We start from the raw sequence: 22,317 nt of genomic DNA on the forward strand, positions 1-22,317 counted from the left end.
CATCTGCAGCAAGTAGCTCAGCGAGGTGGCGGCGTCCACGCTGTCGTCAACGATCAGTACCCGCAATTCCGACAGGTTTTCAATGTCATCGTTCACGCGATCTCTCACACGGCCGCTGGTGCTGCGCCGCGGGGCAAACGCGGCTCCCGCCGCGGTGAGAAATTCGCGGTGTGGGCAGCCTCAGCGGCTGCGAGCGCGGTCAGGCGGCCTTGGCGGGCTCGGAAATCTCGCGCAAAGTCTGATCCGTGTGGTGCGACTGGCGCAGCGCCAAGTCGCCGAGCGAAAGAATGCCGACCAGTTCCTGCCGCTTGTTGACCACCGGCAGCCGGCGCACCTGGGCGTCGCCCATCATGCGCAGCACGTCGTCGCTGTCCTGGTCCTCGGTGGCGCATTTGACGTCGGCGGTCATCACGTCGGACACGCACGACGAATCGGGCTTCATGCCGGCGGCGACGCCGCGCACCGCGATGTCGCGGTCGGTCACCATGCCCAGCACACGCTTGCCGTTGCACACCGGCAGCGAGCCGACGTTGAGGTCTTTCATCATCCGGGCGGCACGTTGCAGCGTGTCCTGCGGGCCGATGACCTGGGGGCTGGGGGACATGATGTCGCTGACGGTCGTCATGCAGTTCTCCTTGAGACTGAAAAGAGGGCGAGACAACGGCATGAGGCAAACCACGCGCCCGTGGCCCAGGTCAAGCCCGTCGCCTCGATTGCCCGATGGTTTTCGGCCCGCGGGGGGCCAAGCGCGCTACGATCGACGCGCGGTTGGCAATGAGCGTACCTGGCCAGACGGCGCACGGCTTCACGTCACGAAAGGCCGCCATGAACCACGCATTGATCGTCGACGACGACATCGACTCGGCAGCCTCGCTGAAGGAGTTTGTCGCGGGCGCCCAGTACACCGTCTCGGTGGCACACAGCCTGCGTGAGGCGCGGCGCCAGTTGTCACTGCAACAGCCCGATGTGGTCTTGCTGGATCTGCTGCTGCCCGATGGCAACGGCATGGACCTGCTGTCCGACGCCGAACTGCTGGCCAACACCGAGGTCGTGCTGATCACTGGCCACGCCAGCCTGGACACCTCGGTGCAGGCCTTGCGCCTGGGCGCAGCGGACTACCTGGTCAAGCCGGTGTCGCTGCCGCACCTGGGCAGCATCCTGTCGCGCCTGATGAAGCCGGCCGAGTTGAACGCAGAAGTCGCTGACCTGGCCTCGGGCCTGGTGCGGCAGGGCCACTTCGGCCCGCTGTGGGGCCAGGCGCCGCCGATGGTGAAGGTGTACGAGCAGATCTCGCGCGTGGCCGGCACGTCGGTGACGGTGTTCATCACAGGTGAGAGCGGCACCGGCAAGGAGGTGGTGGCGCAAACCGTGCACGACCTGAGCCGGCGGCGCAAGCAGCCGTTCCTGGCGGTGAACTGCGGCGCGATCTCGCCCAACCTGATCGAGAGCGAAATCTTCGGCCACGAGAAGGGCAGCTTCACAGGCGCCGAGCGGCAGCACCTGGGCTTCTTCGAGCGCGCAAACGGTGGCACGCTGTTCCTGGACGAGATCACCGAGATGCCGCAGGAGCTGCAGGTCAAGTTGCTGCGGGTGCTCGAGACGGGCCGCTTCATGCGGGTCGGCTCGACGCAGAGTCAAGAGGCCGACGTGCGGCTGATCGCGGCCACCAACCGGCAGCCCGAAGAGGCAGTGGCTGCGGGCAAGCTGCGCGAAGACCTGCTGTACCGGCTGAATGTGTTCCCGATCGACATGCCGCCGCTGCGCGAGCGGCTGAGCGACGTGGCCCTGTTGGCGCAGCATTTTCTGGACGCTATTTCCAAGCAGGAGGGCCAACCCAAGCGCTTCACGCAGGCCGCGCTCGAACGGCTGGCCTCCCACCACTGGCCGGGCAATGTGCGCGAGCTGCGCAACGCCGTGCAACGGGCCTACGTGATGGCGCCAGGTGAAATGATCGATGGCCAATGGCTGCCCGGCTCGCTGCCCAACCCGGCCCCGCCCGACGAGGCCGCGCCCCGCCCAACGCCGAAGTCCAACGCGCGGACGGTGGTGGTGCCGATCGGTGCGTCGATGGCCGAGGCCGAGCGGGCCTTGATCCTGGCCACGCTGCAGCACTACAAGCACCAGAAAGAGCGTGTGGCCTCGGTGCTGGGCATCAGCCTGAAGACGCTCTACAACCGCTTGAAGGAATACGCCGCCGACGAGGCGGATGCCGATCCCGGCGGGTAGCGCCGAGAGGGCAGCCTCAGTGCAGGATGGCCGAAGAGGCGTTCGGCCGGCGCCGCGCTGAGCGGCTGTCGACGCCACGGGCTGGCGCGAGGGCATTGGCCCGAACTTGGCGCGCCACCTCCTCGAGCCGCAGCGGCTGGCGCCCGTCGCGCAAGGCGCGCGCCAGGATGCGCGACCAGCAGCGGCGCACGGCTGGGTGGTCTGCGTCTTGTGGGTGCAGCTCCAGGCGCAACAACGGCGCGCGCCGCACCCAGCCGGCCAGCAATGTGTTCCAGGCCGCCGAGGCCACGCGCCGCCAGGGCGAGCGCGTGCTGAAGACCAGGCTGCGCGCATGCAGGCTGGTTCGGCCGGGCAGGGCGACCACCTCGTTCAACGTGCAGGTGTAGGCGAAGCCCGCCGATTCGACAGCGTCCCATGACRCTGGGCTCAGCAGCCAGGCGGGCGCCACGAAACCGCGAATTGGCAGGCGCAGCGCGGTCGCCCAGGCGCAGCCCAGCGCCAGGCGGCGCGTGGCTTCGGCATGGTCCAGCGCCGAGAACTCGCCTTCGCCGTCGGTGTACCAGCGGCGCAGCAGGTGATCGAACCAGCCGCCTCGCGGTGGCGCGTCGTCGCTGTGGGTCAGCCCGTGCAGCGCCAGTTCATTGCCGTGGCCGATCAGGTGGTGCAGTGCCCGCACGAAGGCCGGCGTGGTCGGTTCGCCGTGCATGGCCGGCACCACCAGCAGAGTGATCGGCAGCCGCGTACCCGCCTTGCGCGCAACGTGGTGCATCTGGACCATCACCCGCAGGCACGCCGGCCAGGTGGCCGGCGACACATCGTGCAGGACCACTGTCAGCGCACGGTCCATCGTCAGGCTTGCAGCAGCAGTGGTTGGGTCGGGGCGGATGACAGCTCGTCGGTGTCCAGGGGACCCCGCTGCAGCAGTCGCAGGTAGCGCTCCGACAGGCCGCCGAGCACCAGCTTCCAGTCGAGGGTGCGAGCGCGGGTCAGCGCCTGTTGCGCCAGCGAACCGTCGCGCCCTGCCAGGGCCACCCGCATGGCTTCGGCCCAGTCGCCGGGGCGGCGCGAGGTCAGGGTGATGGCGGCACCGTCGGCCAGTTCGCCCAGGCCGGCGGCAGCGCTCGCGACGAGGGGTGTGCCGCAGGCCATGGCTTCCAGCGCGGCCAGGCCGAAGGTCTCCTGGTCGCCAGCGTGCACGAAGGCATCACAACTGGCCAGCAAGCGTGCCAGGCGGCCGTTGTGGAACTGCGGCTTCAGCACGATCACCTGGCGGCCCTTGGGCGGCCGCGGCCCGCTACCGACTGCCAGCAGCACATGCTTTGAGCCCAGAAGTTCCACCGCACGGGCCAGCAGGTCGAGGTTCTTTTCAGAGGCGAAGCGGCCGGTGTAGACCAGCAGGCGCGTGCCGGGCGGCAGCTGCAGCCGGCGCTCCAGCGCGCGGCGCCAGATGGGGTCGGCGGCCGCGGGGTTGAAGACCGTGCAGTCCACACCCAGCGGCTGATGCTGGGCATGGCGCACGCCCATTTCATGCAGCGCCTCGGTCATCGTGCGGCTGGGCGCCAGCACCATGTCGAAGCCGCCGTAGACGCGGGCCAGGTAGTGACGGGCCTGGCGTTCGGCCCAGCGGCCGCGCGTGTGCGCGCCATGCCGGTCGCCCACCCAGTGCGCGGCCAGCGCCGGCAGGTGGCTGTGGCAGAAGGCCACCGACGGCACCTGCAGTGCACGGGCCGCATCGAGCGTGGCCCAGGCCAGCGTGAAGGGGTCGGAAGATTCGATGATCTCGGGTTCGGCCCGCTCGATCAGCCGTGCAGCCTGGGCCCGGTTCCAGACGAAACGGTAGCCACCGGAAGACGGCAGCGACACGCCACCGCAATCGACCATGCCGGGGCCGCGCACACCTGGTGCCAGCAGCGTGTGGCGCCAGCCTTGGGCCACCAGCGCTGCGCGTTTGGTGCTGATGGAGCGCCGCACCCCGCCGCAGGCCTGGCGGGCCCAGTACATCGTGGCGTCGAGCAGGTGGGGGCCCTCCGGCCGATTGGGGGTGTGCTGGGTGGCGGGCATGGGGCGGCTATTGCAAAGCTCGTGCCACCACGACAAACGCGATGGCTGTCACTCGGTGAACGGGGTGGGTGGCAAACGCAGCCACCCGGACGGAGCGTCCGATGTGCCGTAAGGCCTACCGACGGCCGGCAGTTCTTGCTGGGATATCCCGCCCCATCTCCGGGGCTTTCGCCTTGGGGGCTTGGCATTCCGGCGCGACGTGCGCGCCGCCTGGGGATGAAGGCCTTTCGGGGACCACGGCCATGAGAGGCCGTGGTGGGTTGGGCCAAAGTGGCCCGGCTTGCGCCAGGCCACGAAAGCCTTTAGTTGCGGTCGCTGCGGGCCGGCAGGGTCGAGTCGGCCGGCGCAGTGCTGTTGTAGGTCGTCGACGGGGTGCTGGTCGTGCTGCCGCTGTTGTAGCTGCTGGTACCGGTGGTGCCGGTGCTGGGCGTGGTCACCGTGCTGGGCGACGAGGTGCTGCTCGGCGACGTGGTGCTGCTCGGCGCGGCGGGCATCGTGTTGTTCGGATCGGGCAGCGTCGGCGATGCGCCGGTGTCCGGGCCTGTGGTGCCCTTTCCATCATTGCTCTGGGCGACGGCAACGCCGGCAACAACCACGAGGCAAGCAGCAGCTGCGCTGGTCAGACGGGTGACTAGTTTGTTCATTCCAAAGACTCCATAGAGAGGTTGAGGATTCGCTGCGCGCCCATGCCATGGACAGAGCGCGACGAGCGCCGCGTCAGCAGGTCGGCAATCTGCGTGCCGTCCGCAACGGGCCTGGCTCTGCTGCTCTTCTGCGGGTTCGCCTCGCTGCGGGCCTTTGATCCGCGTGCGACGGCCGGTAAGTTTTTCCGGCCGGCGATTCGGCATGTGGACTGCCACCAGACGGCTCAGCACGGCCCCCATGCCGATCGACTTGATGTCACCTCAACAGGAGAAACCGATGGCCAAGCACGATGCGACCCTGAAGACGCAACGCGAGATCCAGCAACAACAAGACCGCCGCGACCAAGAGCGCCAGGCGGGCCAGGACGACGCCGGTGGCAGCGGCGCCGTGCAGGCCGGCGCGCGCCGGCAACCCGAGAAGCTGCCGGCCCAGCACCTGGCGAAGCCCGGCCGTGAAGCGGACATGGAGCTGAAGCCCCGCTTCATGGCGCCCGATTACCGTGGCAGCGGCAAGCTGCAGGACTTTGCGGCGCTGATCACTGGCGCCGACTCCGGCATCGGCCGTGCGGTGGCCGTGCTGTTCGCGCGCGAAGGCGCCGACGTGGCGGTGGCCTACCACTCGTCACACGAAGATGCCGAAGAAACCAAACGCTGCGTCGAGGCGGAGGGCCGACGCTGCCTGCTGCTGCAAGGCGACGTGAAGGACGACGCCTGGTGCAAGCAAGCGGTGAAGCAGACGGTGGACACCTTCGGCAAGCTCGATGTGCTGGTCAACAACGCCGCCTTCCAGGAACACGCCGCCTCGCTGGAAGAGATCGACGACCKTCAGCTGCAGGAGACGCTGGACACCAACATTGGTGGTTACTTCCGCATGGCACGTGCCGCGTTGCCGCACCTCAAGCGCGGCGGCTCGATCATCAACACCGGCTCGGTCGTCGGCTTGCGGGGCAGCGAGAAGCTGCTCGACTACTCGGCCACCAAGGGCGCGATCCACGCCTTCACCAAGTCGCTCGCCAGCAACCTGCTCGAGCGCGGCATCCGCGTGAACGCAGTGGCGCCGGGACCGGTGTGGACGCCGCTGAACCCGGCCGACAGCCCGGCCGACAAGGTGGCCGAGTTCGGCCAAAAGACTGACATGAAGCGCGCCGCCCAGCCCGAGGAGCTGTCACCCGCTTACGTCTTTCTCGCCGCGCCGGTATGCTCGGGCTACATCAGCGGCGTGGTGCTGCCGGTGACCGGGAGCGTCGGCGCGATCTGAGCCGCACCCAAGGCACGGCGTTTGCTCAGGTTGAAAAACTGCTTTCAACCGTCCCCATCTCTCACAAGGAGTTGCCGTCATGAACCTCATCATCTGGCTGGTTATCGGTGGGCTGCTGGGCTGGGTGGCCAGCATCATCATGCGCACCGACGCACAGCAAGGCGTGCTGCTGAACGTGATCGTCGGCATCATCGGCGCGCTGCTGGGCGGCTGGTTGATCTCGCCGATGGTGGGCGTACCGACGATCAACGAAGGCGCCTTCAGCCTCGGCTCGTTGCTGGTCTCGCTGGTCGGGGCCATCATCCTGCTGGCCATCGTCAACCTCGTTCGGCGCGGGGCACCCCGCTGAGCGCGCCGCAGCCAGACGAGGCGCACATGGCCGATGGGCCCCGGGCCGAAGCTCGAGACGGCGGCGGCGCGGAACGCCCCGAATCGTTCGTCGATTCACTGCAGGGCCTGCTGCGCGAGCTGCCGGGGCTGATCAGTGACCGCGTCGAGTTGTTCGCGCTCGAACTCGGGCGCGCAGGCTCGGCGCTGGCGCGCATCGTGGCCTGGGTGGTGGCCATCGCCATCCTCGGCGTCACTGCCTGGCTGGCCTTGTGGGCCGGCGTCGTGATCGCGCTGATCGGCCTCGGCCTGCACTGGGCGTTGGCCTTGTTGCCGGTGCTGCTGATCAACCTGGGCGCGGTCGCGTTTGCGGTGAGCCGGGTGCAGTACCTGGTGACCCGGCTGAGCCTGCCCGCCACCCGAAGGCATTTGACGATGCCGCCGCGCGCAGCCCCCGCGGGGCAGGCACCGGCGCCGATCCCCCCTCAAGCGAATCCGCACGACGACGATGGCCCTGCTTCCGCTTCTTGACGTCAGCGACGACGATCTCGACGCGCGCATCCGGCGCGCCGAGTTGGCCGTGATCGCCCGCGACCAACGCGTCAAGCGCCAGGTGGCGCAGCTGGGCCAGCGCGTGCGGCGTGCCCGTGAGCCCGCGCGTTGGGTGGTGCCGGTGGCCAGTGGTGCGCTCGCGCTGCTGGCGGGCTGGTGGCTGTGGCGCCGGCTGCGGCCTCGCCCGGCGCCGCCTGCTGCAATGGCCGGCGATTCGTCGACCACATCGCGGCCGGCCGCGGGCCGGTCCAACAAGCTCGATTGGCTGGAGCTGATCGCGTTGGCCTGGCCCTTCGTGCCCGAGGCCTGGAAACAGCGCTGGGGCCCCACCTCGACCGGCGCGATGATGAACCTCGGCCTGTGGGCTTCGCGGCACCTGATGGGTGGCTTGCGGGGCGCCTTCACCGGTGAAGGGGGCGCTGCGCACGATGGTGATCCCCACCTGCCGCCGCTCGACACCGCAGATCATGTGGATCTGGGCCGTTATGCCGGCACCTGGCACGAGATCGCTCGGCTGCCCGACGCGTTCGAGCAAGGCTGCGGCAGCCAGCCACAGTTGCACTACACGGTGCGTGACAGTGGTGTGGTCGAGGTGCTGAGCGGCTGCATCGACGCCGATGGCCGCGAGCGCCTGGCTCACGGCGAGGCCCGCGTGCTGCGCGGCAGCCAGGGTGCCAAGCTGCAGGTCAGCTTCCTGCCGGTCTGGCTGCGCTGGTTGCCCTTCGGCTGGACCGATCACTGGGTCCTGTACGTCGACGATGCCTACACGCTGGCCGTGGTGGGCGCGCCGGATCGGCAGCACCTGTCGGTGCTGGCGCGTCGGCCCCGCATCGAAACCGAGGCGCTGGATGCCGCCATCGGGCTGGCCCGCGTGCAGGGCTTCCCGGTCGAGCGCTTGCTGGTGCTCCAGCCGGACTGACCGGCTTTGATCAGCTCGGGGCCTGCAGCAGTGGCAGCAAGCGCTCGCTGAGCTGCGCATAACGCGGCCCGCCTTTGCGTTGCAGCTCCTGCAGCTGGGCTTCGAGATCGATAGCCGTCTGCTCGTACTCGCCGGTCTTGATCGCCTCGATCTCGCGCGCGATCGCCTTCAACTTGGCCAGCGATTCGGCCGCCTGCGGTGTCGGGCTGCCGACCTGCTCGGCCTGGGCGATCAGCACCTCGGTGATCAGGCCCAGCTGCTTGCCGTAGCTGGCCACGGCGAAGGCCTTTTCCTCGATGCGAGGATTGCCGGCTCCAGGGGTGATGCCCTCGAAGAACCAGTGCGTGGTCGGCTCGACGCGCAGCGCGTCGTTGCCGCTCCAGGGGAAGTGGATCTGCGGTGCCCAGAACCAGAGCCAGGGAAACATGGTGGGTGTCCTTTCGTTGGAATGCAGGGAGCCGCTCAAGCGCCGCCGGGTGTCCTCGGGGCCGGGGCGGCCGGGCGGCCGAAGTCGACAGCCGCACGCACCTCGGCTGGTGCCGCCGCGGCAACCTCCCAATCCGGTTGCACGCCGAGCGCATCGTTGACGGATGAAAACGCGAGGCGGAATGCGATGAAGGTGGTGGCTTCGAAGATCTGGCGGTCCGACAGGCCAGCCACGCGCAACAACGCCACATCCCGCGCTGAACTGCTGTTCGGATCCTTCACCACTTGGCGGGCCCAGCGCGACAGAGCCTGGTCGCGCGGGGTCAGTTCGTTGTCCGGCGCGTCTTGCAGCACCGACACCGCTGTGGCGGTGTCTGCAGCACCCGCCAGCGTCCTGCCCCAGGCCAGCGCGCAGTACGAATCGCCCAGGCTGGCCGCGGTGGCGCAGACCAGCACGCCCCAGTCGCGCTGCGTCAGCGTCGAGCCTTTCATCAAGGTGGCACGCAGCGCGGCAAAGCCTTCGAACACATCGGGGCGCCAAGCCCACAGCCGGGTCAGGTTCATCACGTGGCCACGATCGGCCATGTCCTGCTGCTGCAAGCGGACGGTGGTCTCGGTCTCGGGCGGGCTGGGCAGGAACATGCGGATCTCCTTGAGGGTCAGCGGCAGGTCACGGACGCACCGGCGTCGCGTCATAGAGGGACATGGACGGCGCTTCAGCGGYCAGCGCAGCCAGCGCCTTGGCGAAGGCGCGCGAGGCCGGCACGCGGAAGTGCTGCTGCAGCGCCGCCATGTCGGCCCACTCTTCGACGAAGACCAGGCGCTGCGGGTTCTCGGCGTCGCGGTGCACTGCATGCGACACGCAGCCCGGCTCGGCGCGCGAGCGCTGCACATGCTCCAGGCTCAAGGCCAGCGCGTCGTCGACACGGCCGGGCACGGCGACAACGCTTCCAATCACGATGATCATGGGCCGCCTTGCAATGGACGTCAGGCGCGCATTCTGCGCCGCCGCGGCGCGCCGGACCGCCCCTAGTTTTTCATGGCAGGACGTGGGAGCGAACTGCGCAGACCGAAGTACAGCAGCAACCCTGCCGGCCCATAGAGAAAGGTCAGCGGCAGGCAAGGCAACAGGCACCAGCGGGATACGCCGCGGGCCAGCACGTCGTCGATCATCCAGCGGCCGATGAACAGGTCGAAGGCCAGGAAATGCACCCAGCCGCCGGCCAGCTTGCCCGGCGATGCAAACAGCGTGGCCACGCCGGCCAGGCTGCCGAAGTTGCCGCCTGGTGCGCTGCGCCAATGCAGCACCAACAGCGCCAGGTAGGCCGTCGACAGCAACAGCGGCACCAACCGGCCACCTGCCCACAGCAACCTGTTTCTTGCCTTGCCCTGCGGGGCAAGCACCGCAGCGACCAGCAGCAGCCAGCCCAGCATCGCGGCGATGCTGGCCAGCGTGAAAGCTTGCTCAGGCGACATGGGCGGCCTCCGCATCGGCCGCGATCACCACTGCCTGGGTGCCAACGCGGTGGACCGTGCCGCCGTGCCGGTGCGCGTGATCGCGGGCTTCGGCTTCGGTCGAGAACCAGTGATTCRGAAAGCCGAGCCATTCGGTCGGCGCCTTGAGGTGGTCAACCGCCTGGGTCGGCAACGAGGCCAGCGTGGGGCGGTAGCCTTCCCAGTCGGGATACCCGGCTTCGACCGCCAGCGTGCGCAGAAAGTGCTTGCGTTGCAGTTGCTGCCGCTCATGGAACAACGCTCTGAGTGAGCGACCCGGCAAGACGCCGGCCGCATGGGCCCGCCGCAGCGCCGGCATGGCCTGCAGCAGCGGGCCGGCCTGCGCGGCGCGGTGCAGCCGGCGGGCCTGGCACAGCACCAGGTCGAGTGCGGTCGAGGTGTGGGAAGGGGCTTCGGCCGAGTCGGCCGGATGCCAAAGGGGAACGCGTTCGATGCGCATACCAACTCCATCGTGACTAGTGGCCTTCTCGCAGGTGGCCGTGTCGGAGGGTATGCAAGCGAAAGGCTTGCGAGGCAGGTGCGTGGGCTTTCGCGAGGTGGGCGTCCTGTCAGCCCGGCGAGCAGTCTAGCAGTGGTGGGCTCGCAACCCCGCGGCTGCAAGGTTGATGCAGCCACGCCAGAATGGCTCGCAGCTCTCATCCCGCACCACCCCCATGAAGTTCATCTCCGTTCGCGTTCGCTCGGCCATCGTGATGCACGGCTTCACCGACGACAACCAGGAAATCGTCGAAGAGATCCGCGACGAGGCCTTCGTCGAAAAGCTGGTCGCCATCGACCGCCTCCAGTCGGTGTCCGAGAAATACCTGCTGGTCACCTCGTCGCACGGCCGAGTGATGTACTGGGAATACGAAGGCGGGTTTGCCGCGATGAAGGCCCGGCTGGCAGCGGCCGGCCTGCTGATCGCTTGACGCGCGGCGAGCCGCGGCCGTGATCCTGGCGGTCGACGTCCAGTACGCGGATGACCACGCCACGGTTGCAGGCGTGGCCTTCGGCGATTGGCACGATGCGCAGCCGCAGCGTACGTTCGTCCAGCGCCTGCCGGCGGCGGCCGACTACGCGCCCGGCCGTTTCTACGAACGCGAGCTGCCATGCATCATGGCGCTGCTGCAGGCCAACGACCTGAAACCCGACTGCATGCTGGTCGACGGCTATGTTTTCCTCGACGGGCACAGCGAGCCCGGCCTGGGCAAGCATCTGTTCGATGCGTTGAGTGGCCAGGTGCCGGTGATCGGCGTGGCGAAGACCTCGTTTCGCCTGATCGGCCCCGATCACTGGGTACTGCGCGGCGACAGCCAGCGCCCGTTGTACGTGACCTGCGTCGGCGAAGACCTGGCGCGAGCCAAGGCAGCCGTGGCGGAGATGCACGGCCCGCACCGCGTTCCGAGCCTGCTCAAGCGCGTCGACCAGCTGTGCCGCGGGCGGGCCAGCGGCGGCTGATCTGCTGGCTTCAGGCAGGTTTCTTGGGCGGGATGCGCGTGGCGTGGCTGACGACCAGGCGCCACTGGCCGTTGAGGCGCACGAGTGTGTCGGTGAAGCGCACATCGACCTCGAAACCCTGGTCGCCCGAGCGGCCCTTGATCGATGTGATGCCCTGCACCGTGGCCGCATCGCCGTAGACGTGGGCCACCATGTCGTGGTTGCGGAAGACCTCGTACTGCGGGTCACCGGCCTTGACCTCGTCGATCGCCTGGCCGCGCGGCTGCACGTCGCCGGCCGGGCCGACGAGCGTGAACTCAGGCGCCAGCARGCGGTCGAGTGCCGCCAGGTCGCGCAGGCGAAAGGCGTCGCAGGCGGCCTGCGTGACGGCCATCACCTCCTGCTCGGCCGGGGTGGCGGTCGCGATGGCTCCGCTCACTCCTGCAAGGCACAGCACGGCAGCGCCGAGACCGGCGAGCAGAAAGCGAGAACTGCGATTCGTCATGCGCCGAACGATAGCGCAGGCACGTTGCTCACGGCACCGTCGGAAACCCGTCGAGCAAGACCACGTTGCGCAGACCGGGTGAGTTGTCGCCGCGCTCTAACGCAGTTGTTGCGCTTACTGCGCTGACTGCGGCGCGCGACCGTACAGGATGGACTGCACCACGCCGGACTTGAAGCGCACGGTGGCCATCAGGTTGCCGGGGCCGCGGTCGTAGACCCATTCCTCGACCGGCTGGCAAGGGGCGACCGCCGCGGCGTAGGCGCCGGGCAGCGGCTGCAGCGTGCCGGCTTGCACCCAGGGTGCGCAGTAGCTGTCTTTCAGCAAGGGCTCGCCGCATTTGTAGAGCACCGACAGGCGCGAATCGCCCTCGCTGGTGCTGCTGCCGTTGCAGCGCAAGGATTCGGCCCTGGCCGGCGCCGCAGCCAGCAGGCCCAGCGCGGCGGCAATGACGATGGCGTGACGTGGATTCATGGCGGCCTCACCCGCAAATGGTTGCGCACGCTTTGGGCGCGTGCTCAGGCCTTGGCGGCCACTGCCTGTCGTAACGCGTTGACCAGGTCGTCCGGACTACAGGGTTTGCCCAGCACGGTGAATTCGCCCTCGGCCGGCCGCACGTTGCTGAAACCGCTGATCAGCACCAGCGGCAGCTGTGGGTAGCGCTGGCGCAACTGGCGGGCCAGCGTCACGCCGTCCATCCCGCCGGGCATCACGATGTCGGACAGCACGACGTCGAACGGCGGTTCGCTGCCGTTGAAGTGGGGCAGTGCCTGCTCGGCGCTGCGGGCCAGCTCGACCTGGCAACCGTAGGAGCTCAGAAGCGCCGCGGTCACGTCGCCGAGCGATTCGTTGTCTTCGACCACCAGCACCCGCAGGCCGGCCATCGCGTCGGCGCCCGCCGGGCGTTGGCGCATGGGCGCGGGCGCGGCAGCGCRCGCCGCYGGCAGGATCAGCGACACCGCGGTGCCCAGGCCAGGCGTACCGGCAATGCGCGCCAGGCCGCCGGCTTCGGTGCAGAAGCCGTGCACCTGGCTCAGGCCGAGCCCGCTGCCCAGGCCCGTGGCCTTGGTCGTGAAGAAGGGTTCGAACGCCCGGTTGGCCACCTCGTCGGCGATGCCGATGCCGTCGTCGGTCACCGTGATCAGCACATAGTCGCCGGCCGGCAGATCGGTGGTGTCGTTGGCTTCGGCGTTGCTCGCTTCCAGCCAAAGGTGGCCGCCCTTGGGCAAGGCATCGCGGGCATTCAAGGCCAGGTTGATCAACGCCAGCTCCAGCTCACCCGCGTCGACGACCACGGCCTGCGTGTCCGGCGCGACCTTGACCTCGACCGCGATGYGTTTGCCCAGCACGATGCCCAGCAGTTCGCGCAGTTCGGGCAGGGTGCTGACCAGGTCCACACGCTCGGGCCGGGTCGCGTGGCGGCCGGCGAAGCGCAACAGGTGCTGGGTCAACCGGCGGCCGGCCTCGACCGCGCGCATGGTCGCCGCCAGCGGCGAGCTGATATCGACCTGGCCATCGTTGCGCCGCTCGATCAGGTAGGCGCTGTTGCTGATCACGCCCAGCAGGTTGTTGACGTCGTGCGCCACGCCACCGGTCAGCCGGCCCAGCGCTTCGACGCGCTGGTTGTGCGAGGCTCGCTGCTCGGCGTCGCGCGTGCGGGCGATGGCGTCGTTGACCCGGCGCTCCAGCTCGCCGCGCGCCCGCTGCTGCGCATAGGCGGCGGCTTCGAGCGCGTTGGCCACCTTGTCGCATTCTTCGATGCCGGTCGGATCGGCGTGAACAGGCAGCCCGGCCTGCATGCGCTCGGCCATGTCCTTCAACGCCACCACCGGCTCGACGATGCGGCGCGACAGCCAGCGCGCGCCGAAGATGGCCACGCCCAGCAATACGGCGCCGACCAGCAGCAGCTGCATCACGGCGCCCGGCACGTGGCCGGACAGTTGCGAGCGCGGCACCGCGGTGACGAAGGTCCAGCCCTGTGGCGAGGTGCTGAAGTAGCCGGTGATCGGCTCCCCGTCGAGCGAGTTTGACTGGAACAGGCCTTCGCGCTTGGCGCCGATCTGCGCCCGCAGGTCCGGCGGCGACGTCTTGCCGATGTACGACGAGCCGCCCGGGTAGCGGGCCACCACCACGCCCTGGCCGTCCATCACCGTGGCCACCCAGCCTTGCGGCAAGTGCTGGTGGTCGACGATTTGCTGCAATTCGATCGGCAAGATCGTGACGGCGAGGTTGAGCACGGTGCGCTCGGCGCGGCGCACCGGTGCCACCACCGAGGCCCGCCATTCACCATTGGCCGGGTCGCGTGCCAGAGGGGCGACCTGTTCAGTCTCGGCCAGGGCCGGGGCGGGTGCACTGGCGCCGGCCTGGGGCTGACCGGGCATGCCGGGCGGGTAACGGGTGCTCAGCAGCAGGCCTTGCTCCGAACGCAACTCGACCCAGCCGCCCAGTCCCTGCAGCGCATGGCGGGCCTGGCTGTCGAAGTAGCTCAGCTGGTCCTTGCTCACGGCCGGGGCGGTGTCCAGCATCGCCGACATCGACAGCAGGCGTGCGATCGCGGCGCGCTGAGACAGCTCTCGGTCGACCACCATCGACAGCGCGCCGGTGGTGTCGCGCAGCCCGCGCTCCATCGTCCGGTGTTCGGCGCGAAAGGTATTGAACAGCACCCACAGCGCGCCGGCCATGGCGGGCAGCAGCACCGACAGCACCAGCAAGAGCAAGCGGGAACGGATCGAAATCGGCATGAACGAGGGGGTTAGGGCCGTGGTCTGGTCGACCCACAGCACGCTCAGACTTTAGAGCAGGTCCGGACGCGGTGTCGTCCGACATCGAAGGGGAGTCGCAATTGCCACCATGTTGCCAAGAGATGTCTGTCCAGTCTTATTTGGAAAGGACAAGTTGTGAGTCCACGCAAACGGTGTATCCAGGCGATCGCGCTGGCCGTGTGGGCGATGGCCGTGGCGCCTGTGCAGGCTCAGGCCCCGGCCGGCAGTGGGGCGACTCCCGCGCCGATGCTCGGCGACGAAGGCTTCTCGCCGATGAACATCAGCAAGAGTGGCTACCTCGGCATCGACTTTGGTCAGGCGCGCTATTCCACCGGTTGCGGCTTCGGCGGTTACCGGTGCAAGAACCCCGACCTGGCCGGTCGAGTGCACGTCGGCGGCCTGTTCAACAACTACGTCGGCGTCGAGCTGGGTTATGTGCACATGGGCAGCGCCGAGCGTGCTGGTGGCCACACCACGGCCCAGGGCGTCAACTTCAGCTTGCTCGGCCGCTGGCCGATGGGCTCGTTCAGCGCTTTCGTCAAGCTGGGTGGCACCTTTGGCCGCACCGAGGTGACGGCCGAAGACTTGTCTGGCCTGCCGACCGGTGTGGCCAAGGGCTGGGGCGGCTCGTACGGCGCCGGCCTGACCTACGAAGTGGCGCGCAGTTCGGCCCTGGTGATCGAATGGGAGCGCCACGATTTCAGGTTCCAGGGCCAGGGCACACGGGAAGTGCAAATGACGACCCTCGGCTACCGCTACAAGTTCTGAGAACCACCAACAGAACGAAGAAACGGGGCCCGCAGGCCCCGCGCGTCAGGTCTCGAAGAGCGGTCAGTTGTTGGGCGCGCGCACGATGATGTCGTTGCGCACCGACTTCACATCCGGCACGGTGGCGGCCATCTTTCCGGCTGCTTCCTTCTCGGCCTGGCTGGTGGCAAAACCTGCCAGTTGCACGGTGCCGTTCACGGTCTTCACATCGATGCGCATCGCGCTGACCAACGGGTCTTCGGCCATCTTGGTCTTGACGCGAGCGGTGATCGTGGTGTCATCGACGTACTGACCCACGCTGCTCTGGCCGCTGGTGACGGCACAACCCGCGCTGCCCAACACGGCTGCGACGGCAATGGTCGCGGCGGCGATCAGAGAGAGTTTTCTCATTCCAGGCTCCTCACGATGGGGTATGGGCTGGTATTGGGRCAACTCGTGTGCCCGGTCTCATGCGGTGGCGAAAAACATGGCCCGGTTCCTCAGATCTTGCGGCTGGTGATCGAGCCGGTTTCCTGCGGCGGGTAGCGCGCGGGGTATTGGCCAGTCATCAGCAGGCCGGTTTCGTCAACGGGCGCCAGGTCGAACGGATTGGGCAGGCTGTCGATCGCGTCGGCAGTCAACAGGGCTTCCCGGCGCTCGGTGAACTCGGCGCACAGCGTTTCCCAGTCGAGCTTGGCGCGCTTGAGCTGAGGGAACAGCTCGCCTTCTTCTTCCTTGATGTGGTGCAGCACGTATTCGCACAGCACCACGAAACGCGCGGCGAATTTCTCGTCGACAGCGTGGGCGGCTTCGAGCTGGCCGATCAGCAGGTGGATCGTCTCGTGTTCGACCTCGGCTTCGTCGACAGCCTCGGGGTCAGTGACGATCGGGCGCATGATGGGGTAGATCAGCGCCTCCTCCAGCGCGGCGTGCACGCGCAACTCGTGCAGCGTGCGGCGGACGATCGATTCGCACAGATCGCCGTTGCGTTCGGCGTCCAGCCGCTGGAATTCGCGGTAGGCGCGCTTGACGCGCCAATGGTCGTCCTGCAGCAACTCGATGATGTGGCTGCGCGCCGCGGTGGCTGCGCGGCTGTTGGGGTGGCTGTGCGGCATGGTGAGACTCCTGAAGAGGCAGCGGTTCCGTCGCTAGGGGCAAGCGATGTGCCGGGGACGAAGGCCCTAGGGCGGCAGTGGGAACGTTGCTTGCTGCTCTGTGGGGCAGTCCTTACCCTTGACTCTTCGACCCCTTCTTCCAGGAGATGCGAACCATGGCCATCGATATGCCCCAGGAAAGCTATTCATCGGACACCGCCTCGACCGCCGGCGGCAGCGGCGGTGGGACGAGCGGCAACAACAACGGCGCCGCCGATTCCGCCGCGCAGCAGCGCTTCGAGCGGGTCGTCAGCGGCGCGCATGAGGCGGTGGACAGTGCGGCCGAATCCATGGCCCAGGCCGCCGAAGCGCTGCGCAACAAGGCCAATCGTCTCGGCGAGATGGAGAAGGAATACGCCGAAGCCTGCCGCGCCAGCGTGCGCGAGCACCCGCTGAGCTATCTGGCCGGTGCCGTGCTGCTGGGGGTGTTGATCGGGCGGCTGAGCCGCTGAGCGGCGTGCACCAGATCGGCGCCGCCGGGCATTGCGATTGCTAACAGGAGCCTGTCGGCAATCCTGTCGATTCAACCTAAGGAGTGACCATGCAACAGAACCGTCCGGAAGACAAGAAGTCCGGCCAGCAAGGCACCAGCGACTCCAGCCGCAGCCAGGACCAGCAACAGCAGCCGCGCCAGGGTCAGCAGACCCCGCAGACGCCGCCGCAGAAGAAGCCGGAAGACCAGCAACAGCAGCGTTCAGGCGGCCAGGGCCAGCAAGGCCAGAGCGGTCTCGACCGTGATCAGCCGGGCCAGGGCTCGCGTGAAGCCGGCCGCGACCAGCTGGGCAGCCAGCCTGGCCAACAAAAGCGCGACCAGAGCTGACGCGCCCCGTCAAACGGGGCTCGGGCCATCAAGGCTCGAGCCCTTTTTTTCAGACACCGCGCAAAGGCTACAAAAACTCACCGGTGACGGGTGAAGCCGACGCACCCGTCGCCCCGAGGGGTTCGCGAAGCCGAGCGCCCGCAGGACGGGCAAGATGCTGGCGGTTGGATCTTGCGCAGCGCACAATGGTCTTCAGGGAGACCCGCCTGCCATGGAAGCAGATCCAGAGGACTGTCGCCGCGAAACCTTGCTGGGTGAAGCCCGGGGCCTGGCCACCGGTGACCGCCAATCCCTGGACGCGCTGACCCGCAGTGCGGCGCAACTGACCGGGTGCCCGATCTCGCTGGTCAGCCTGGTCGGTGCCGACCACCAATACTTTCTCTCGCATTTCGGCTGGGACATCGACGGGGGCCCACGCGACGGCTCTTTCTGCACCCACGCGATCGGCCAGTCCGACCTGTTCGAGATCCCCGATGCGCTGGCCGACCCGCGGGTCCAAGACAGCCCGCTGGTCACCGGGCCGCCGCACATTCGCGCCTATTTCGCCAAGACGCTGCGGCTCGATGGCGTGGCTGTCGGCACGCTTTGCGTGATCGACCGGCGCCCGCGCACCTTGACCGATGAGCAACGCAGCGCGCTGATCGGGCTGGCAGCTGGCGCCGAGGCGGTGCTGACCGCCCACCGCAGCCTGCAACTGTTGCGCGCAAATACAGAACGCCTGACCGACTTTGCCACCGCCTCGGGCGACTGGTTCTGGGAAACCGATGCGCAGGGCCGCCTGAGCTGGGTGTCGCCGGGCCTGGCCGAGGCCTGGGGCGCGGGCAGCGAGTTCCAGCCCGGTGGGTCGTTGCCGGCGGTCCAAGTGACCGACGAGCAGGGCGAATCTCGAGCGCTGCCGCTCACGCTGGCCGAGTTGTTGGCGCGGCGCGAGCGCCTGTCGCGGGTGATGATCTTCAACCGCGGGTCGTCCGATGCGCGCTACCTGCTGCTGTCCGGCGTGCCACGCCATGAGGGCGGTGAGTTTCTCGGCTACCGGGGCACGGCGCGTGACGTCAGCGCGCGCGCACGGGCCGAACGCGAAGGCCGGCGCGCCAGCCGGGCGCTGGAGCGCATTGCGGCCGAGATCCCCGGCCTGATCTACCAGTTCGTCATCCATCCGGACGGCACGACCACGATGCCGTTTGCCAGCGAGCACATCGAGACGATCTACGAGCTGACGCACGAGCAGGTGCGCCACGACGCGAGCGTGCTCGGCGATCGCCTCCACCCGGACGACGCAGCGCGTGTGCGCGAGTCCGTCCAGCGGGCGGCGGCCACGATGAGCCGCTGGCGCTGCACCTACCGCGTGCGATTGCCCAAGCGCGGTGAGCGGGCGCTGTTCGCACAGGCCATGCCCGAACGGCTGGAAGACGGCAGCATCTCCTTCTATGGCGTGGTGACGGACGTGACCGACGAGGTCCGCGAACGCGAGCAGGTCGAGTCTTTGCGCATCGAGCGCGACACCGCCGCGCGCTCGGCCGCCGCCAAGGCGGAACTGATGTCGCGCGTGAGCCATGAGCTGCGCACGCCCTTGAACGCGATCGTCGGCTTCGCCCAGCTGCTGCGGCTGCGTTTTGCCGACAGCACGGTCGAGCCGGGCCGCTCGGCACGCCACATCCACCATGCAGGCGAGCACCTGCTGTCACTGATCAACGACATGCTCGACATCTCGGCGCTGGAGGTCGGCCGGGTCGAGATGCGGCCACAGGCGATCTCGGTCAAGGACGCGATCGAACGCGCCATCGAGATGGTCACGCCGCAGGCGGCGCAGGCGCAGGTCAAGCTGCAGGTCGAGGTGTCGCCCCAGGTCGAAGGCGTGCTCGCCGACGAGCGCGCAACGCGGCAGGTGCTGGTCAACCTGCTGGCCAACGCGATCAAGTTCGGCCCGCCCGACTCGACGGTGCGCGTGAAGGCGCAGCGCGCCGCCAGCGGCGACCAGGTCGAGCTGATGGTCTGCGATGAAGGCCCCGGTGTGCTGCCGGACCAGCGCAACCGCCTGTTCGACCCCTTCGAGCGCCTGGGCACCGAAGAGCGCCACATCGGCAGCGGGCTGGGTCTGACGATCAGCCGCAAGCTGGCCCAGCTGATGGGGGGCGACATCCAGTTGCTCGATGCGCCGTGTGGTGCGTGCTTCTGCTTTGCGCTGCCTGCGGCCGAGTTGCCCCAGGACGAGATCGCCGCGACCGATTTCCAGGACCTGGACAGCACGCCGGCGCAGGGCAGCACGCAGCGCCACCTGCTCTACATCGAGGACGATCCGGTCAACGCGCTGGTGATGGAGGGCTTCATTGGCCTGGTCGACAACGTGTCGCTGCAGGTGGCCACCACCTGTGCGCAGGGGATTGAAGCAGCCCAGGGSCGGCCCGACCTGATCTTCCTCGACATGCACCTGCCCGACGGCAGCGGCTTCACGGTCATCAAGGCCTTGAAGGCCGACCCGCGCACGCGCCCGATCCCGGTGATCGCGGTCAGCGCCGATGCGATKCCCGATCAGATCGACGCAGCGATGCGCGCCGGCTTCGAGGGCTACATCACCAAGCCGGTGGACTACCGCACGCTGACCGAGACCTTGACTCGTCGGTTCGATGCGCTGTCCACCGCAGCGCTGCACGGCAAGGCGGCCTGAGGCGCCGCGACCCCTGGCTCAGCCCAGATGGACGAGCCGGTAACGGCCGCCCTTGTCGGGCACGAAGTGGGCACCCCATTCGGTGTTGAAGGCGCCGGCGCAGTAGCGCAGCACCACCTTGGGTGGCTCGATGGTGATGTAGGCCAGGTACTCTTCGTGGTCCATGCCCAGCCGGTGCGGCAGCGCGCGGGCGGCCGAGTCCATCTCGGCAACCTGAGCCAGCACGCGCTGTGCGAAAGCGATGTCGCCCGGCGGGACGACCGAGTTGCGGGCGCGCAGGTGGATCTCGAAATCCAGCCGGCCGTCGTTGATCTCGACCACCCCACGCTCGGGCCGCTGGCCGAACCGCAGGCGCTGCAGCGGCGGCTTCTTCTCGGGTGCAAAGAAGTCGATCGGCGTGCTTTTGAACAAGGCCACGTAGTCGCACGACGGCGACAGCTTGTACTTGTTCATGGCGTGCTGGCTGTCAACATGGGAACGCTCCCGCGAAAGATCGACGGTGTAGCACAACTGCCGCCCGAGGTGTCTCAGGGCCTACGCGAACTCGGGGCTAGTCATCGCAGCTCAGGCGGAAGTCGTCGTTCAGCAGATGGGGCATCACCAGCGTGCGCAGATTCGCAGCGCGGGCCTGCGCGCACATCCTGGCGCGGGCGTCGGGGTCGTCGACCCACTTCTTCTTGTATTCGATGTTGAACACCGGCTTGCCGGCTTCGGTGAAGAGCGAATAGCCGCCGCATTCCTTGTAGACGTGGCACGACTCGTTGACCGCGAAGTCGAAGCTCGCGACCAGCGCCGACAGCTGGCCGACGTCGTTCTTCAGCCCGATCTTCAGGCCGCGCGCATGCGCCTCTTTCGCGAGGAAGCGGTTGTAGTTCAGCTGGGTGCTGGGGGTCAGCGGGAAGCCGGAATCGCTGTAGGTGTACTCGTCGACGTTGTCGGTGTCGACACCGTCGCAGCCGCGTGCGACGGCGCGGTCGAAGCGCGCCTTCATGATCGCGCGCACATTGGCCGAGCGGGTGTCGACCCAGCGCTCGCCGGGCCAGCCGTCGAGGTTGCTGCCCAGGTCGGCCGGTTTGAACTGCGAATAATCGGCGCGCCAGTCTTCGGCGGTGCCGGCAGAGAAATAACAGACCACGCGCACGCCGCGGCTATGCAGCGTGTTCATCACCGCATCGGGCGTGTCGAACAGATCGATGTCGTAGACGTCGACGTCGTAGCCGGTGTTGATCTTGCCGGTCAGCTGGATCTGGTAGCTGTCGCMCACATGCGGGACCCAGGGGGAGGCCGGGCCGTGCCCGCCGGCCCAGGCGGCCACGGCCGAGCCGGCCAGACACAGGGTGGTCAGCAAGCGCTTCGATGAGCTGTGCAGGGGCATCGGTGTCTCCTCAGGTGATTCGGGTGTCGAGCGGTGTGGCGCAGAGCAGCAGGTGATTCTTGAAAGCCAGCCTGACGCGGGGCTTGGCGGCGGTGACCGTGCCGAGCGCCTGGCCATCGAACAGGTTGCGCAGTTCGTACAGCGCCGCCTTCAGGCCGCGCAGCTCGACCATGCCGTCCCACTGCGGCGCGTAGAAGGCGTAGTGCAGGCGACCGTCTTTTTCGACCACATGTGCCTCGGGCTTGTCGAAGCCGATGTCGTACAGCTCGCCGCGGTAGATGCCGGTGGGCAGCATCTGCTCGCGGTACAGCGTGATCCAGCGGCGCCACAGCGCCTCGTGCTCGGGCGTCAGCAGGAACGAGTCTTTCGGCTTCGGGTCCTCGGGCCAGGTGAACTTGGTCGACACGACCCCGCCCACGCCGACGGTGGACGCGAAATCGGCGCCGCCGTCGCTCAGCTCGACATGGTCGCCGGCATAGGCAGCGCTTGGCCCCATCAGCGCCTTCAGCGTCTTGCCCTTGTGCCGCACCTGCCATGACGACAACGGGTCCGACGCCGGCGTCTGGTTCATGAAGGGCAGGTTGTGGAAGGCGAACGACGTGCCGCAAGGGCACAGCTCGATCACCGCGTTAGGGTTGATGGCGCGCGCGGTGTCGTAGATCGCGTGGAAGAACTCGCTCAGCCGCTCGGCCGACTCTTCGGGCCGCGTATGACGGTGCGCCGGGTTGTGGCACAGCGCCACCCCGTTCAGATGCTGGCCGTCGATCTTCAGGCCTTCGAAGCCCCACTCGCCAATGACCTTGCGCACCAACGCCTGCGCGCGCTCGATCGTCTTGCCGTAGGCGGGGCAGAGGTAGAAGCTGTTCCACCAGCTGACGTTCTGCACCGCGCCGTCTTTGTCGCGCAGCAGCATGTCGCTGTGGTCGTGCAGTTCGTCGCTGCCGGGCG

At 68.1% G+C, this 22,317-nt stretch carries 28 protein-coding genes; 11 read left to right on the forward strand and 17 right to left on the reverse strand.

The annotated features are described in order from the left end of the window. Positions 1 to 199: 199 nt before the first annotated feature. Entirely contained in the window at positions 200 to 625 is a 426-nt protein-coding gene (locus AC1DYI_RS07270) for a CBS domain-containing protein (protein ID WP_477203416.1), read from the reverse strand. A gap of 200 nt (positions 626 to 825) precedes the next feature. On the opposite strand from AC1DYI_RS07270, the gene AC1DYI_RS07275 reads away from it, so the two are divergent. Continuing rightward, complete coding sequence (locus AC1DYI_RS07275; protein WP_477203417.1) at positions 826 to 2,226, forward strand: sigma-54-dependent transcriptional regulator; 1,401 nt, start codon at positions 826 to 828, stop codon at positions 2,224 to 2,226. 16 nt (positions 2,227 to 2,242) lie between these two features. Here AC1DYI_RS07275 and AC1DYI_RS07280 read toward each other — a convergent pair whose 3' ends face one another. The 3 genes from AC1DYI_RS07280 to AC1DYI_RS07290 form a co-directional block, all read right to left on the reverse strand. Continuing rightward, the gene (locus AC1DYI_RS07280; protein ID WP_477203418.1) at positions 2,243 to 3,073 is read right to left on the reverse strand and encodes a DUF2334 domain-containing protein; all 831 of its coding nucleotides are present in this window, start codon (positions 3,071 to 3,073) and stop codon (positions 2,243 to 2,245) included. A gap of 2 nt (positions 3,074 to 3,075) precedes the next feature. Next, positions 3,076 to 4,287: a glycosyltransferase gene (locus AC1DYI_RS07285; protein ID WP_477203419.1), complete on the reverse strand. Its 1,212-nt coding sequence runs from the start codon at positions 4,285 to 4,287 to the stop codon at positions 3,076 to 3,078. Positions 4,288 to 4,589: 302 nt separating this feature from the next. Further along, positions 4,590 to 4,931: a hypothetical protein gene (locus tag AC1DYI_RS07290; protein WP_477203420.1), complete on the reverse strand. Its 342-nt coding sequence runs from the start codon at positions 4,929 to 4,931 to the stop codon at positions 4,590 to 4,592. Positions 4,932 to 5,208: 277 nt separating this feature from the next. Between AC1DYI_RS07290 and AC1DYI_RS07295 the strand changes: the two genes are divergently transcribed. From AC1DYI_RS07295 to AC1DYI_RS07310, 4 genes are all read left to right on the forward strand, one after another. Then, on the forward strand, positions 5,209 to 6,189 hold the full coding sequence (locus AC1DYI_RS07295) for an SDR family oxidoreductase (protein ID WP_477203421.1): 981 nt from the start codon (positions 5,209 to 5,211) through the stop codon (positions 6,187 to 6,189). Positions 6,190 to 6,268: 79 nt separating this feature from the next. Further along, positions 6,269 to 6,538: a GlsB/YeaQ/YmgE family stress response membrane protein gene (locus AC1DYI_RS07300; protein ID WP_477203422.1), complete on the forward strand. Its 270-nt coding sequence runs from the start codon at positions 6,269 to 6,271 to the stop codon at positions 6,536 to 6,538. A 26-nt stretch (positions 6,539 to 6,564) separates the two neighbouring features. After that, a complete protein-coding gene (locus AC1DYI_RS07305; RefSeq protein ID WP_477203423.1) occupies positions 6,565 to 7,047 on the forward strand; it encodes a phage holin family protein in 483 nt (160 codons plus the stop codon). After that, complete coding sequence (locus tag AC1DYI_RS07310) at positions 7,025 to 7,987, forward strand: lipocalin family protein (RefSeq protein ID WP_477203424.1); 963 nt, start codon at positions 7,025 to 7,027, stop codon at positions 7,985 to 7,987. Before AC1DYI_RS07305 ends, AC1DYI_RS07310 begins: the two co-directional genes overlap by 23 nt. A gap of 10 nt (positions 7,988 to 7,997) precedes the next feature. On the opposite strand, the gene AC1DYI_RS07315 is transcribed toward AC1DYI_RS07310, so the two are convergent. The 5 genes from AC1DYI_RS07315 to AC1DYI_RS07335 form a co-directional block, all read right to left on the reverse strand. Next, complete coding sequence (locus AC1DYI_RS07315) at positions 7,998 to 8,414, reverse strand: hypothetical protein (protein ID WP_477203425.1); 417 nt, start codon at positions 8,412 to 8,414, stop codon at positions 7,998 to 8,000. Between the two features lie 35 nt (positions 8,415 to 8,449). Continuing rightward, entirely contained in the window at positions 8,450 to 9,055 is a 606-nt protein-coding gene (locus tag AC1DYI_RS07320; RefSeq protein ID WP_477203426.1) for a carboxymuconolactone decarboxylase family protein, read from the reverse strand. Between the two features lie 28 nt (positions 9,056 to 9,083). Further along, positions 9,084 to 9,380, reverse strand: coding sequence for a putative quinol monooxygenase (locus AC1DYI_RS07325; RefSeq protein ID WP_477203427.1), 297 nt, complete (start codon positions 9,378 to 9,380; stop codon positions 9,084 to 9,086). Positions 9,381 to 9,442: 62 nt separating this feature from the next. Next, positions 9,443 to 9,889 carry an ABA4-like family protein gene (locus tag AC1DYI_RS07330; protein ID WP_477203428.1) on the reverse strand — a complete coding sequence of 149 codons (447 nt, stop codon included), beginning with the start codon at positions 9,887 to 9,889 and terminating at the stop codon, positions 9,443 to 9,445. Next, positions 9,879 to 10,367 carry a hypothetical protein gene (locus AC1DYI_RS07335; protein ID WP_477203429.1) on the reverse strand — a complete coding sequence of 163 codons (489 nt, stop codon included), beginning with the start codon at positions 10,365 to 10,367 and terminating at the stop codon, positions 9,879 to 9,881. Before AC1DYI_RS07335 ends, AC1DYI_RS07330 begins: the two co-directional genes overlap by 11 nt. 214 nt (positions 10,368 to 10,581) lie before the next feature. On the opposite strand from AC1DYI_RS07335, the gene AC1DYI_RS07340 reads away from it, so the two are divergent. Together AC1DYI_RS07340 and AC1DYI_RS07345 are read left to right on the forward strand one after the other, a co-directional pair. Next, on the forward strand, positions 10,582 to 10,836 hold the full coding sequence (locus AC1DYI_RS07340; RefSeq protein WP_477203430.1) for a hypothetical protein: 255 nt from the start codon (positions 10,582 to 10,584) through the stop codon (positions 10,834 to 10,836). A gap of 19 nt (positions 10,837 to 10,855) precedes the next feature. After that, positions 10,856 to 11,365: an endonuclease V gene (locus tag AC1DYI_RS07345; protein ID WP_477203431.1), complete on the forward strand. Its 510-nt coding sequence runs from the start codon at positions 10,856 to 10,858 to the stop codon at positions 11,363 to 11,365. A gap of 10 nt (positions 11,366 to 11,375) precedes the next feature. On the opposite strand, the gene AC1DYI_RS07350 is transcribed toward AC1DYI_RS07345, so the two are convergent. The 3 genes from AC1DYI_RS07350 to AC1DYI_RS07360 all read right to left on the reverse strand — a co-directional run bounded on the left by AC1DYI_RS07350 (position 11,376) and on the right by AC1DYI_RS07360 (position 14,629). Next, positions 11,376 to 11,849: a nuclear transport factor 2 family protein gene (locus AC1DYI_RS07350; RefSeq protein WP_477203432.1), complete on the reverse strand. Its 474-nt coding sequence runs from the start codon at positions 11,847 to 11,849 to the stop codon at positions 11,376 to 11,378. Between the two features lie 114 nt (positions 11,850 to 11,963). Then, on the reverse strand, positions 11,964 to 12,320 hold the full coding sequence (locus AC1DYI_RS07355; protein WP_477203433.1) for a DUF2845 domain-containing protein: 357 nt from the start codon (positions 12,318 to 12,320) through the stop codon (positions 11,964 to 11,966). A gap of 44 nt (positions 12,321 to 12,364) precedes the next feature. After that, complete coding sequence (locus AC1DYI_RS07360) at positions 12,365 to 14,629, reverse strand: response regulator (protein ID WP_477203434.1); 2,265 nt, start codon at positions 14,627 to 14,629, stop codon at positions 12,365 to 12,367. 114 nt (positions 14,630 to 14,743) lie between these two features. Between AC1DYI_RS07360 and AC1DYI_RS07365 the strand changes: the two genes are divergently transcribed. After that, a complete protein-coding gene (locus AC1DYI_RS07365) occupies positions 14,744 to 15,376 on the forward strand; it encodes an outer membrane beta-barrel protein (RefSeq protein WP_477203435.1) in 633 nt (210 codons plus the stop codon). Between the two features lie 63 nt (positions 15,377 to 15,439). Here the strand turns inward: AC1DYI_RS07365 and AC1DYI_RS07370 are convergent, their stop codons facing one another. Together AC1DYI_RS07370 and AC1DYI_RS07375 are read right to left on the reverse strand one after the other, a co-directional pair. Beyond that, on the reverse strand, positions 15,440 to 15,766 hold the full coding sequence (locus AC1DYI_RS07370) for a BON domain-containing protein (protein WP_477203436.1): 327 nt from the start codon (positions 15,764 to 15,766) through the stop codon (positions 15,440 to 15,442). Positions 15,767 to 15,855: 89 nt separating this feature from the next. Beyond that, positions 15,856 to 16,470, reverse strand: coding sequence for a hemerythrin domain-containing protein (locus AC1DYI_RS07375; protein WP_477203437.1), 615 nt, complete (start codon positions 16,468 to 16,470; stop codon positions 15,856 to 15,858). A 155-nt stretch (positions 16,471 to 16,625) separates the two neighbouring features. Between AC1DYI_RS07375 and AC1DYI_RS07380 the strand changes: the two genes are divergently transcribed. The 3 genes from AC1DYI_RS07380 (at position 16,626) to AC1DYI_RS07390 (ending at position 19,994) form a co-directional block, all read left to right on the forward strand. Continuing rightward, positions 16,626 to 16,961, forward strand: coding sequence for a hypothetical protein (locus AC1DYI_RS07380; protein ID WP_477203438.1), 336 nt, complete (start codon positions 16,626 to 16,628; stop codon positions 16,959 to 16,961). Between the two features lie 89 nt (positions 16,962 to 17,050). Continuing rightward, positions 17,051 to 17,329 (forward strand): hypothetical protein, encoded by a 279-nt coding sequence (locus AC1DYI_RS07385; protein ID WP_477203439.1) that lies wholly within the window; start codon positions 17,051 to 17,053, stop codon positions 17,327 to 17,329. 211 nt (positions 17,330 to 17,540) lie between these two features. Next, positions 17,541 to 19,994, forward strand: coding sequence for an ATP-binding protein (locus tag AC1DYI_RS07390; RefSeq protein WP_477203440.1), 2,454 nt, complete (start codon positions 17,541 to 17,543; stop codon positions 19,992 to 19,994). Positions 19,995 to 20,012: 18 nt separating this feature from the next. Here the strand turns inward: AC1DYI_RS07390 and AC1DYI_RS07395 are convergent, their stop codons facing one another. The 3 genes from AC1DYI_RS07395 to AC1DYI_RS07405 all read right to left on the reverse strand — a co-directional run. Further along, positions 20,013 to 20,447 (reverse strand): hypothetical protein, encoded by a 435-nt coding sequence (locus AC1DYI_RS07395; protein ID WP_477203441.1) that lies wholly within the window; start codon positions 20,445 to 20,447, stop codon positions 20,013 to 20,015. 97 nt (positions 20,448 to 20,544) lie between these two features. Further along, complete coding sequence (locus tag AC1DYI_RS07400) at positions 20,545 to 21,369, reverse strand: endo alpha-1,4 polygalactosaminidase (RefSeq protein WP_477203442.1); 825 nt, start codon at positions 21,367 to 21,369, stop codon at positions 20,545 to 20,547. A 10-nt stretch (positions 21,370 to 21,379) separates the two neighbouring features. Next, positions 21,380 to 22,317: alpha-amylase family protein (locus AC1DYI_RS07405; RefSeq protein ID WP_477203443.1), on the reverse strand; the 938-nt coding region annotated here is incomplete at its 5' end.

The sequence above is a fragment of the Ideonella sp. P3_A4 genome (assembly GCF_056403075.1).